Origin of the sequence: Psychrobacter sp. SHUES1 (genome assembly GCF_001652315.1) — a bacterium.
Classification (GTDB): Bacteria; Pseudomonadota; Gammaproteobacteria; order Pseudomonadales; family Moraxellaceae; genus Psychrobacter; species Psychrobacter faecalis.
This window is the reverse complement of the sequence record NZ_LXWA01000054.1, coordinates 18,742-31,016: the sequence shown is the minus strand read 5'-3', so window position 1 is coordinate 31,016 and position 12,275 is coordinate 18,742. Positions and strand designations below refer to the sequence as shown.

The 12,275-nt window shown below is 40.8% G+C and carries 10 protein-coding genes and 5 pseudogenes; 8 read left to right on the top strand and 7 right to left on the bottom strand.

Annotated features, from left to right (window positions below):
• Positions 1-116: 116 nt before the first annotated feature.
• A pseudogene (locus tag A7325_RS14180) lies at positions 117-284 on the top strand (hydrolase or metal-binding protein); the annotation flags it as partial.
• 96 nt (positions 285-380) lie between these two features.
• Here A7325_RS14180 and A7325_RS07630 read toward each other — a convergent pair.
• Positions 381-1,379, bottom strand: a complete 999-nt coding sequence (locus A7325_RS07630; RefSeq protein WP_068406500.1) for a zinc-binding alcohol dehydrogenase family protein — start codon at positions 1,377-1,379, stop codon at positions 381-383.
• 73 nt (positions 1,380-1,452) lie between these two features.
• Positions 1,453-2,193, bottom strand: a complete 741-nt coding sequence (locus A7325_RS07625; protein ID WP_068406498.1) for an SDR family oxidoreductase — start codon at positions 2,191-2,193, stop codon at positions 1,453-1,455.
• 134 nt (positions 2,194-2,327) lie between these two features.
• On the opposite strand from A7325_RS07625, the gene A7325_RS07620 reads away from it, so the two are divergent.
• Positions 2,328-3,227, top strand: coding sequence for a LysR family transcriptional regulator (locus A7325_RS07620; protein WP_058024914.1), 900 nt, complete (start codon positions 2,328-2,330; stop codon positions 3,225-3,227).
• Between the two features lie 14 nt (positions 3,228-3,241).
• Here the strand turns inward: A7325_RS07620 and A7325_RS07615 are convergent, their stop codons facing one another.
• The 4 genes and pseudogenes from A7325_RS07615 to A7325_RS14125 all read right to left on the bottom strand — a co-directional run.
• The gene (locus tag A7325_RS07615) at positions 3,242-4,258 is read right to left on the bottom strand and encodes a zinc-dependent alcohol dehydrogenase family protein (RefSeq protein WP_068406495.1); all 1,017 of its coding nucleotides are present in this window, start codon (positions 4,256-4,258) and stop codon (positions 3,242-3,244) included.
• Positions 4,248-5,243: a zinc-dependent alcohol dehydrogenase family protein gene (locus tag A7325_RS07610; RefSeq protein ID WP_068406494.1), complete on the bottom strand. Its 996-nt coding sequence runs from the start codon at positions 5,241-5,243 to the stop codon at positions 4,248-4,250. Before A7325_RS07610 ends, A7325_RS07615 begins: the two co-directional genes overlap by 11 nt.
• A gap of 203 nt (positions 5,244-5,446) precedes the next feature.
• On the bottom strand, positions 5,447-6,034 hold the full coding sequence (locus tag A7325_RS14130) for an NAD-binding protein (protein WP_264753699.1): 588 nt from the start codon (positions 6,032-6,034) through the stop codon (positions 5,447-5,449).
• Between the two features lie 153 nt (positions 6,035-6,187).
• Positions 6,188-7,257 (bottom strand): annotated as a pseudogene (locus tag A7325_RS14125) (monovalent cation:proton antiporter-2 (CPA2) family protein); the annotation flags it as partial.
• 227 nt (positions 7,258-7,484) lie between these two features.
• Between A7325_RS14125 and A7325_RS07600 the strand changes: the two are divergent.
• From A7325_RS07600 to A7325_RS07580, 6 genes and pseudogenes are all read left to right on the top strand, one after another.
• A pseudogene (locus tag A7325_RS07600) lies at positions 7,485-7,706 on the top strand (IS1 family transposase); the annotation flags it as partial.
• A 14-nt stretch (positions 7,707-7,720) separates the two neighbouring features.
• Positions 7,721-7,871, top strand: a pseudogene (locus A7325_RS14250) (RNA-guided endonuclease TnpB family protein); the annotation flags it as partial.
• Positions 7,872-8,139: 268 nt separating this feature from the next.
• Positions 8,140-8,415, top strand: a complete 276-nt coding sequence (locus A7325_RS07595; RefSeq protein ID WP_001133624.1) for a metal/formaldehyde-sensitive transcriptional repressor — start codon at positions 8,140-8,142, stop codon at positions 8,413-8,415.
• A gap of 21 nt (positions 8,416-8,436) precedes the next feature.
• Positions 8,437-9,549: an S-(hydroxymethyl)glutathione dehydrogenase/class III alcohol dehydrogenase gene (locus A7325_RS07590; RefSeq protein ID WP_007393395.1), complete on the top strand. Its 1,113-nt coding sequence runs from the start codon at positions 8,437-8,439 to the stop codon at positions 9,547-9,549.
• Between the two features lie 62 nt (positions 9,550-9,611).
• A pseudogene (locus A7325_RS07585) lies at positions 9,612-10,055 on the top strand (alpha/beta hydrolase-fold protein); the annotation flags it as partial.
• 335 nt (positions 10,056-10,390) lie between these two features.
• Positions 10,391-10,705, top strand: a complete 315-nt coding sequence (locus tag A7325_RS07580) for a putative quinol monooxygenase (RefSeq protein WP_004812141.1) — start codon at positions 10,391-10,393, stop codon at positions 10,703-10,705.
• A gap of 384 nt (positions 10,706-11,089) precedes the next feature.
• Here A7325_RS07580 and A7325_RS07575 read toward each other — a convergent pair.
• Positions 11,090-12,177, bottom strand: a protein-coding gene (locus tag A7325_RS07575; RefSeq protein ID WP_197488884.1) for an IS3 family transposase whose coding sequence is annotated in 2 segments (ribosomal slippage) — positions 11,090-11,925 and positions 11,925-12,177 — 1,089 coding nt in all. Because the reading frame shifts where the segments join, the coding sequence is not laid out codon by codon here.
• Positions 12,178-12,275: the final 98 nt, after the last annotated feature.

Here is a 12,275-nt window from a genome sequence, read left to right as displayed (position 1 = left end):
CTATTATCAGTCAGTGAGACCACACCGTTTTAATGACTATTTAACACCGCTAGAAAAAGAGAAACGCTACTTTAACAAAAACCTCTTATCAGGTGTCCTAAATTAGTTGACCACTATATGCAAATGCAAGGTTTGAAACGGCTATAGAGGAAGGGCTAGATGTGTTAGAGGAATATTATCCTGAACAAGAGCGAAGCTTTTTGGTAGAGCAACAAGCTTCGCATGAAGGGGTTGTGCAGGATATTCAGCAGGGATTGCAGCAGAGTACCAGAGCTGTGAATTGAGCACAGTTGAATTATCTAGTCAGCTTGGTAAGTCAATTAATGGATTCTGAACAAGTTGGCTAGTCACTAATTGAGGGGAGCTTGGGCTCCCTTATTTTAGAAGTTTTCTAGTACAATTTTGCCTTTTGACTTGCCTGATTCAAGTAACTTATGCGCCTTCTCCAAGTTTGAAGCGTTAATTTTGCCTAGATTTTGGTTGAGGGTACTTCTAATTTTTTGCTGGTCAACTAATTGGGCAACCTGTTGCAACAGATCACCCTGCTTTTCAATATCATCGGTTTCATACATTGAACGGGTGAACATCAACTCCCAATGGATAGAAATAGATTTAGTCTTAAACGGCATAATATCAAATGTTTGTGGATCATCGATCAATCCAAGCTTGCCTTGTGGTGCAATCAGAGAAGCTACTTGCTTGATATATGTTTCTGTATGATTTGTAGAGAATACGTATTTTGGTTTTGCAATGCCTAGTGTCTCGATTTGTGCATTTAAATCTTTGCTATGATCAATGACATGGTCGGCACCAAGTGATTCCACCCAAGATTTCGTTTCTTCACGTGAAGCTGTTGCTATAACGGTCAGATTTGTTTTTGCTTTTAGGAGTTGGATAGCGATTGATCCTACACCACCTGCACCACCAATAATTAAAATACTGCCAACTTCTGTTTCTGAAATTTGAAACCGATCAAACAGCATTTCCCATGCCGTTATTGCAGTTAATGGCAATGCTGCTGCTTCTGCATTAGATACTGTAATTGGTTTAAGACTGATAATTCGTTCATCGACTGCTTGATACTCAGCATTACTACCATCTCGGGTTAAATCGCCAGCATACCAAACAGAATCTCCTACTTTAAACGAGGTAACTTTTGAGCCAATTTCAATAATTTCCCCAACGGCATCCCAACCTAAAATACGATTATTTGCTTCAGACGAATTTTTTCTCACTTTGGTATCGACTGGATTCACAGAGATTGCCTGAACTTTTACCAGTACATCACGCTCCTTAAGCGTAGGCTTCGCTTTTTCAATATCTACCAATGAATTTTTAAAATCATCATGGTTATTTATAACATACGATACGGCTTTCATAGATTTGTCCTCAACTTTAAAAAAATATAGTAAAAATGGGAGCGAAGTGCTCCCATTTTATGTTATTCAATAATTAAAACTCTTGGCTCGTTGGGCGCAAAACAATTTCATTAATATCTACATCCGCAGGCTGTTCAATTGCATAAGCAATTGCTCGAGCGACTGAGTCAGCTGGTATGGCTTGTTTGTAGAAATCAGTAACAAACTCTGAACTTTCTTTATGAGAAGAACCGAATTTTAGTTCTGACTCAATTGCACCAGGCTCAATAGTAGTCGTTCTAATTGTTTCCCCAACTTCATGACGAAGGCCTTCAGAGATGGCTCTTACAGCAAACTTAGTACCGCTATAAACAGTACCTCCTGGACTAAATACTTTTAACCCTGCAACAGATGAGAGATTAATAAAGTGTCCAAAGTTTTGTTTTTGGAAAACAGGTAGGGTAGCTGCTATACCATAAAGAACACCTTTAATATTAATGTCGATCATACGATCCCATTCATCAACTTTTAGCTCACTTAATGGTGCAATAGACATCAATCCAGCATTGTTTACCAATACATCGATTTGACCAAATGCGCTTAATGCCTTTTCAATAAGTGCTTGTACTTCATGTGGTTTGGTTATATCCATACCAATAAATTCAGCTTGACCACCTTCAGCACGAATGTCGTGAACAATAGCCTCTAATTTTTCAGTACGTCTAGCACCAATTACAACCTTTGCACCTTTTTTAGCAAGTAAGCGAGCAGTAGCTTCACCTAAACCACTACTTGCACCAGTGATAACAATAACTTTATTTTCTATATTATTCATACAAGTAACCTTCAACCTATCTGTCAATCATATTTGAGGGTTAAGTATTACAGCCTTGCTAGGTATAATAAATGAATAATATTATCTTTCAGAATTCCTATTTACGGAATAATTACTATAACACAGGATTGGACATGCAGAACAAATTGGAAATGATGCGTATCTTTTGTGTCGCAGCAGAGTCTCGAAATTTTAAAGAGGCAGCAACTCAACTGGGTATTTCCCCACAGGTAGTGACACGGGCAATAAAAGAGCTAGAAGAGCAGCGCGGAGAGATTTTGTTTTACAGGAGTACTCGACAAATTAAAATTACCGCTGATGGTGAGCGTCTGGCAAAGCAAGCACGTCTTGCGGTGGAATCGATCGATGCTTTGCTTGTAAAAGACACCAAGGAAAAACGAGATGAAATGCGTGGGACTGTCCGTATTACTGTGTCGTCTGTGTTAGGGCGTAAAGTGGTAGTACCTGCACTAGCAGAATTTGCCACACGTTATCCAGATATTGTCGTGGATTGTGTGCTAACAGATTCGCACTCGGATGTGATCGATGAGCGGATAGATATCGGGATCAGATTTGGATTTTTGCCGGACAATCGATATGTAGCAAGGGAATTGGCTAAAGTGAAATTTTATTCTGTGGGTACGCCAGAGTTAATTGATAAGGTTGGAATGCCCAAAAAAATTATTGACCTTGATAAATACCCTCTAACAGCACTAGTCGATCATAAAACAGGGCGTTACTGGCCATGGACATTCACCGAAAGTCGAAGCTTTACGCCATCAAAGCCCCGTTTTATTACAGATGATCTAGAAGCTGAATTTCAAGCTATTCTCGCTGGAGTTGGATTCGGACACATGCCTGGATTTCTAGTTTTGCCGTGGCTTAGGAGTGGTAAGCTCATTCAGATACTTCATGAGGAAACCTCTCCCGTTTGGCGCCTGTATTTATATCGTCCACAGCGGGGCCCGACACCTTTGCGAATCCGAGCATTGTTTGATTACTTAGTGGAAGTGCTGGGCCATATAGAAACCTGAATCAGATAAGACCATCATGTATTTAGAGTAACTACAATTTTTCCTATTTGCTGATTTGATTCAAGATAGCGCTGAGCGTCATGCATGTCCTCAAAGTTAAAGCAACGGTCGATCACTGGACGAAGATATCCTGCACCTATACTGCTAAGAATAAATCGTCTGGCTTGCTCCCTTAGAACAGGGTCATGGAGAACCTCAAGGAACAAAAAACCTCGCATGGTTAAGCTCTTGCGTAATGCAACTTTAAGGGGAAATGGTGTGTTCTCCGGGCTAAGTGCACCATGCATAACCATAGTTCCTCCTACAGACATCGCTTTTGCAATCTGTTCAATATGTGGCCCTCCTACAGCATCGAAGGCGACATCAAGATGTTCTCCACCTAAACGTAAAACAAGGGCCTCATACAAATCGGGTTCATCTTCACTAGCTATAACATTTTTAACACCGAGATCCAGTAAACGTTGCTTTTTCTCTATCGTCTGTGTACTTGCAATGACCTTAGCACCCGCTGCTTCAGCTATCTGTATCGCAGCTAGTCCTACGCTACTTGAAGCTGCTGTGATCAAGATCGTTTTTCCTTTCGATAATCCACCAGCATGGATTATACCACCCCAAGCCGTCAAATACTGCATCCAGATTGAAGAAGCTTCTTCCCAGCTTAAACTATCGGGTTTGTGAACTAAAAAATTTTCTGGAATCAGAAGCTTGTCCGCATATGTCCCATATTTGGCTAGATTGTCAGTCGGAAGAATCGATACTGCATCTCCTGGAGAAAATTGGCGTACACCTTCACCTATCGCAAGAACTATGCCTGCTCCCTCATATCCCAGACGAGAAGGGAATACTGCCTTTTGAATATAAGTACCACGCCGAAACATTACATCGGCCCGGTTGAGTCCGATCGTTTTCATCTGTATTAGAACTTCTCCTGCGGCTGGTAAAGCAACAGGAAGTGTTTCTAATGTCAGAACATCTGTATCTCCAATACAATTGAAGCGCCAAGTCTTGGCCTGAAGTGCGTTAAATGACATCGATAACTACCTTAATATTAGCAGAGCGATCTTGAACAGCATCATGAGCCTCAATCGCTTGGTCTAGAGTAAAATGACGAGGATCAACAATAGCACGCAGTTTACCTTCCTCAACGAGACGAGTCGCGGTCTTAAGGACATCACCATGATGAGAACGGCGATTGCCTGTTAACGTCGGCATTAGGACGAATACGCCAGACAGTGTGGCACACCGTAGAGATGAATTCGCTAAATTATGATTGCCAAATGCAGCACAGCTGGTGATGTGGCCATAGTGAGTCGTCATGGAAAGTGAAGCTTCGAGTACTGGACCACCCACAGTGTCGTAAACAATGTTAAAACCTTGACCCTCAGGGCTTGTAGCAATAATGTCATCGGAAGATGCTGTTGTGTAATCGAGAGGTGTTGCACCGAGTTCTGAAATCAGTGATTGATCAGCTGTACGACCAGTCGCCCAAACATTTGCATCAAGTGCTTTTGCAAGCTGAACCACCATATAACCAACGCCACCAGCACCGCCTTGAACCAGTACAGTTTGCCCTGGTTGGACCTTCGCATTATCCACTAAACCTTCCCAAGCGGTGAGGAACGTCAATGGTAGTACTGCTGCCTCGCGCATAGAGATATTCCGTGGCTTTAATGCGATCAGATCAGCATCTGCTACAACATATTCTGCTAAAGATCCTTGAAGACCACGGACGCCACCAATCAGACCGTAAACTTCATCTCCGACGTTGAAGTGGGTGACACCTTCACCAACAGCAGTTACAACCCCAGCCATATCCGTTCCCAACACGGCAGGAAGCTCTGGCATAGCATATGTTGCTTCACCAAGACGAATTTTATAATCAATAGGGTTTACACCACTGGCATGAATACGTACTAGAACTTGCCCAGCCTCTGGTTGAGGTATAGGGAGTTCTACACGTTTAAATTCATGATCACCAAAATTTTCTAGGATAAGCGCATTCATCATCTTATTCATAGTTGTTCCTTATTCTTAACTGGGGGATGATATGCACAATACCAAAGTAAATTAATCCAATAAATGATATTTATAGGATTTAATAATTCCTAAATAATGAATAATAAATATTATCTGCTCACTAAAGAAGTGGGGTTCAGCAGATGCTTACCGAAAAAGAGATCTACACAGACCTCTTTTTTATTTGGGTTTAATACGTGAAATTATTGCTGAGTGCCATCTTCATTCAGAATTTGCCCTGTGTGCTTTGGTTTAATTAAAGGTGCAGTCGGACGCGGTCCTGTATATTGCAAGCCGATACCAGCATAGACATCATCTGCTGCAATTTCAGTTCCAAAACGTTCTTTGTCTAGTTCTCGGATTTCTTGGCTAATTTCTTCAACATTACTCTGGTCAACACCCAGTTCTTCTAAAATTGCACCGCCAAATAGCATTGCTGACTCGAAGGTTTCGCGAATCATGTAATCCACATTTTGTTTTGCTAAATGCAGCGCATGCTCACGGTCATAAGAGCGAACCAGTAACTTGGCCATAGGAAATTCATGTTGCACCAACTCTACAATTTTATTCGTCGTTTCTTTGTGGTCTACGCAAACAACAATGGCTTCAGCCGTATCTGCTCCAGAGGCATGTAAAATATCTAAACGAGAACCATCGCCATAATAAATTTTAAATCCAAATCTTTCAGCGTTTTGAATCATGTCGATATCATTATCAATGATGGTCACATCAATGCCTCGAGCAAGCAATAATTGACTTGAGACTTGTCCAAACCGACCGAAACCAATCATCAGTACTTTTCCAGAAAGTCCTTCGGCAATACGGATATTTTCTAAAGAAGTTTGTTCTGTAGTTTGGGTAAAACGTTTAAACAGAATGCCTATGATGGGGGTCAAAATCATCGACAAGACTACAATCGCATTCAGGTTTGAGCTTTCATCAGCACTAATGATTTGAGCACTCATGGCGGCAGCAAAGAGTACAAAAGCAAACTCCCCCCCTTGAGCCATTAGTAATGCGCGATCGAGTGCTTCAGAGTGTGAACTTTTGGCCAGGCGTGCAATCAGATAAATTATGGATGCTTTGACAAACATCAGCACAAGTACAGCACTTAAAATTAACACCCAGTTATTTTTTATGACGTCAAGGTCTAATGACATGCCTACGCCTAGAAAAAATAATCCGAGCAATATGCCACGAAACGGTTCAATATCTGCTTCAATCTCATGGCGAAAAGTGGATTCGGAGAGTAATACCCCTGCAAGGAATGCCCCCATTGCCATCGATAAGCCACTGACTTGCATCAGTAATGCTGCGCCGAGCACCACTAAGAGTGCTGCTGCAGTCATGACTTCACGGGCTTTGGCTGCGGCTAATAAGCGAAATAAAGGATTAAGCAACCAATAGCCTGCAGCGATTAAACCTGCAATTGATATTAAACCAATTCCGATGCTCTGCAAACGCGCAGAAGTACTTTCAACAACATGATTCGGTGCGATAAAAGCGACAATTGCCAATAAAGGGACAATCAATAAATCTTCAAACAGCAGGATCGAGATAATTTTTGTCCTCGTGGTTGAGCAATGTCTCCACGATCTCCCAAAAGTTGCATCACAATTGCAGTCGAGGTGAGTACAAAGCCTGCAGCACATACAAAACTTACCTGCCAAGAATAGCCATAGGCCAAGCCTACCGCCATTAACCCCAATGAACAGGCACTAATCTGTAATGTGCCTAATCCAAAAATTTCTTTTCTTAAACTCCATAAATACGATGGACGCATTTCTAGTCCAATCACAAACAGATACATCACAATACCAAGCTCAGCAACATGCAGAATAGACGCAGAATCGTAGAAAAACGCTAGTCCAAATGGACCAATAATTAATCCTGCAATTAAATATCCCAATACCGAGCTCAATCCTAGGCGCTTGATTAAGGGGACTGAAATCACTGCCGCTGTGAGCAGTATGACAGGGGATAGAAGGCTGATAGATGTGGCTTCTGCACTCATATATTTCTCAGATTTTGTATAGAGTCTGTTGACATTTAAAGTATAGAAAGTAGATTCAAAATACAAGTGCAACACGTTTGTAGTTAGTTGAAAAAGTTAGGTGTATTTGTAGAATCATTAGACTTTTCAACTCTCAATTGGAAAGCACACAATTAAGAAATACACCCAACTTTATCAAGATGAAAGATACGAAATTTATGCTACTTTGAAAAGTGATGTGTGCTGAAAAAACAGGAGAAATTGTTACTTATGTTTGGGGTAAAGGAGATATAGCTATAGTCCAACGACTGAAGGAAAAGTTGAAACAGTTAAGTATTCACTATACCCGAATTTCAAGTAATCAATGGGAAAATTTTATCACTGCATTTAAAGGCTGTCAGCAAAGTATTGGTAAGTTTTTCACTATAGGTATTGAGGGAAATAATTGCAAAATAAGGCATCGGATTAGATGTGTTAGTTCAGTATTGAGTGTGGCTTTAGCAAGAATACGGATATTAATGCTTCTCGCAATATTCTAGCGGTAGGACATACCACTTTGTCTGTGGAGGAAAGATGCGGTAAGGGTCGCTCTGTGAAGCAGAATGCATGCCTAAATCCGTGAGGAAGTCGCCTAAGAGCTTTTGCTTTTAAAATCCCTGAGAAACATGTTTCGTAAAGAGGTAGTCGAAAGTGGGGGGGGGTATGTCAGAAGTTTAATTTTATAAGTTATTGTAAAGATTCGGAAAGTTAATTATGGCATCCAGTTGCAGAGCCAATAGTGACTTCATTTAATCTCAGCATACTTTTTGAAACACTACCTAAATTTTTAAGGTTTATAAAAAATATTGCTTTTTTTATACTATGGGGTACTATAGTATATATGCTAGCAAATAAGGAGGTCTGATGCCTAATCAGGTTGAAGACAAAAAAAAGATTCTTCTACGTGTCAGAAAGATCAAAGGTCAGACGCAAGCGATTGAAAAAGCGTTAGAAGACAATGTGGAATGTGGTGCAATTCTGCAACAAATATGCTCTGTGCGTGGTGCTATTAATGGTTTAATGAATGAGATGTTGGAGGTTCATTTAAAGGACACTTTAGTATCAGGTGAAACCACAGAACAACAACGAAAAGAAGAACTGGCTGAAATCGCCAAGATTCTAAAATCATATTTAAAATAGATCTGTATAAGGAATTATTCCATGAAGTCACGTGCTGCTGTTGCGTTTGGTCCTGGTCAACCTCTTCAAATTGTTGAAGTTGATGTTGCACCACCGAAGAAAGGTGAAGTATTAATCAAGATCTCCCATACCGGTGTGTGTCATACAGATGCATTTACTTTGTCTGGCGATGATCCTGAAGGTGTTTTTCCGGCTATTCTCGGGCATGAAGGTGCTGGTGTTGTAGTCGAGGTTGGTGAAGGCGTGACTAGCGTCAAACCAGGTGATCATGTCATTCCACTTTACACCGCTGAATGTGGCGAGTGCGTATTCTGTAAATCTGGAAAATCGAACTTGTGTATTGCCGTTCGCGAAACTCAAGGTAGAGGCGTAATGCCAGATGGTACCACTCGTTTTTCCTACAATGGTCAACCGATTTACCACTATATGGGCTGCTCAACGTTCAGTGAATACACTGTAGTGGCAGAAGTATCATTGGCTAAAATCAATCCTGAAGCCAATCACGAACATGTCTGCTTACTGGGTTGTGGGGTAACAACGGGTATCGGTGCAGTACATAACACGGCTAAAGTACAAGAAGGTGATAGTGTTGCGGTCTTTGGTTTAGGTGGTATTGGTTTGGCAGTCGTACAAGCCGCACGTCAAGCTAAAGCAGGGCGTATTATTGTGGTTGACATGAATCCAGATAAATTTGCGCTGGCAAAAGAGTTTGGTGCAACGGACTTCTTGAACCCTAAAGATTACGATAAACCAATCCAGCAAGTAATTGTCGAAATGACTGGCTGGGGTGTAGATCATTCATTTGAATGTATTGGTAACGTGAATGTGATGCGTTCAGCCCTTGAAAGTGCACACCGTGGCTGGGGACAATCGGTAATTATTGGTGTAGCTGGCGCAGGTCAGGAAATCTCTACCCGTCCATTCCAACTGGTTACTGGTCGTAAATGGCTAGGTTCTGCCTTTGGTGGCGTAAAAGGTCGTACGCAACTTCCAGGAATGGTTGAAGATGCCATGAAAGGTAAAATTCAATTAGAACCATTTGTGACACATACGATGGGCTTGGATCAGATCAATGAAGCCTTTGATCTAATGCATGAAGGTAAGTCAATTCGTACTGTAATTCATTACGAATAATTGCGTCAGACCTTATACTTTTCCATGCATGTGAATCATGATTGACATGCATGGAATCCTCTAACCTGAATTTTCCGACCAATCAAGTCCAAAGTATTATGGGTCATTCTATGGGTGGTCATGGTGCATTAGTAATTGGGTTAAAAAATCCTGAGCTGTATAAAAGTATTTCTGCTTTTGCACCAATTGTTGCACCTAGCCAAGTACCTTGGGGGAAAAAGGCTTTTACACACTACCTAGGTGAAACCGAAACTTTATGGAAAAGCTATGATGCGATTGAATTAATCAAAAACGCTGAAGTTCATTTACCTATTTTAGTCGATCAGGGAACAGCTGATGATTTTCTTGAAGAACAGTTAAGGCCTAAGCTTCTTAGTAATATTTGTTTGGAACAAGAATATCCTCTTACACTTAACCTAAGAGGAGGGTATGACCATAGCTATTACTTCATTGCGAGCTTTATAGAGAAATATATAGAGTTTCACAGCAAATTCCTAGCTAAATAACTTTCATAGATATGAGGATGTACAATGTTGTTCTTGAATGCTTCTTGAGCAATATAATTTCCAGATGAAGAGGTCAGCTTATAAATCTAAGGTAGAGTCAATTGATCCTTATATAACTAAGATTGAATTTAATCATCTCATATCTTAATTTTTTGATTCAAATGTTAATGATATTAACTTGAATAAATTCATAGCATTATGTCGAGATAAAAACCCAGATTTTGGCTCAGTTATGGGAAATTTTTTTTAACTTTTGTACAACAAAAATTTCTGACATGCATACATTAGAAATGTCAGAATAAGTTTTAATTATAATCAATTGTGGAGTTTTAGTCATGCTTAAAACAGCTTTATATGTCCGTCTTGAAGCTAAACCGGGTAAAGAAGACGAAGTGGAAGCTTTCCTTAAAGCCGGTTTACCTATTGTAATGGAAGAACCTGCGACAGTTGCGTGGTTTGGCCTACGTCTTGGACCTACAACATTCGGTATTTTTGATGCATTTCCTGATGAGGCGGGTCGCCAAGCACATTTATCTGGCAAGGTTGCAGCTGCTTTGATGGCTCAGGCCGATGAGTTATTTTCAGAGCCACCGTCTATTGAAAAAGTAGATGTTTTGGCTAGTAAACTACCAGCTCATACCGACGCTTAAATGTATGAGGGTGCTGCCTGAAATTTTGAATAAAAGGCAGCACTTCAACCCTGTGAGGTTTGTCAGAGGCTTTTTATTCAAGTTGGGCTACTTTATTTAATGGCTTAATCTCATCATTTACATGGGTCAATATCCAAAATAGGGTAAATAAACGAATGCACCTATGTACATGCTTTATATTGAACCAATATATCTAATTTACTGTCGCATTTGTACATCTGCTAAACCGTGCCAATCTGCTTTTAAAATATTTAATCATTGCTATTTTGTATGAGCCATTCACTGTTTTAGCCAATGCGTTCACGACCATGTCAGTAGTCATACGTGTTGATACCTTCCATCCCACGGTAACCCTCTCAAACCTAAGATACCTAACAAATAGAATTAAGCTGCTTGATTGAGTTTCCGTATGGGCGTAAAACCGCCATTGCCCATGTTTGGGCGCTCATGATTATAATGATATAACCAGTTTTCTGCTTGTGTGCGTACTTGCTCTAAGTTATCAAACAGCTCTTGATTTAACCAATCATACCTCATGGTTCTGTTAAAGCGCTCCACATAGGCATTTTGCTGTGGATTGCCAGGTTCAATATAGCTTAAGTTAATGCTTTGCTGCTCAGCCCAGTCTTTGAGCGCATTACTAATGTACTCAGGACCGTTATCGCATCTTATTTGTACAGGTTTGCCTCGATATTCAATGAGCTGGTCTAATGTGCGTATGACTCTTTGTGCTGGTAGTGAGAAGTCAATCTCAACGGTGAGCGCTTCACGGTTGTAATCATCAATCACATTAAACAGTCTAAAGCTGCGACCGTCATTTAAGCCGTCGTGCATAAAGTCCATGCTCCAGCTTTGGTTTATCCTATCAGGTACTGCTAATGGTATTGGTTTAGCGCGTTTAATGCGACGCTTGGGCTTGATTCTAAGGTTGAGTTCAAGCTCACAGTAGATGCGATATACCCGCTTGTGGTTGTACGGCAGTCCCATGACATTACGCAGGCTTAAAAAGCATAAACCAAAGCCCCAGTTTTTATTCTCATCAGTCAGTTTGATGAGTAAGTCCGCGATCTGCTGGTTCTCATCCGTGGCCATTGACTTATGGTAATAGCAGGTCACGCTGATGTTAAAGATACGGCAAGCACGACGTATGCTAATACCATGCTCTTCAATGTAATGACAAGCCATTTTCCTGCGCCTTTGGGGCGCTACCACTTTTTTGTCATGGCATCCTGTAGGATATCGGATTTAAGACATTCATCAGCATACATCTTCTTAAGACGTGCATTTTCAATTTCAAGTTCTTTTAAGCGCGCAATCAAAGAGGCATCCATGCCGCCATACTTTGAGCGCCAGTTATAAAAGGTACTTTGGCTGATGTTGTGCTCACGACACAGCTCGGTGATAGGGACACCTTGTTCGGCTTGTTTTAGGATATTAACGATTTGGTTGTCAGTAAAGCGTGTCTTTTTCATAGGATTCTCCTGCTGATATATTTTAGCAGTTAATCTCTATTTCTAAGTGTTCTTATTTAGTGGGGGGATTACCCTTACCTACACGTAGTGCAAATCCA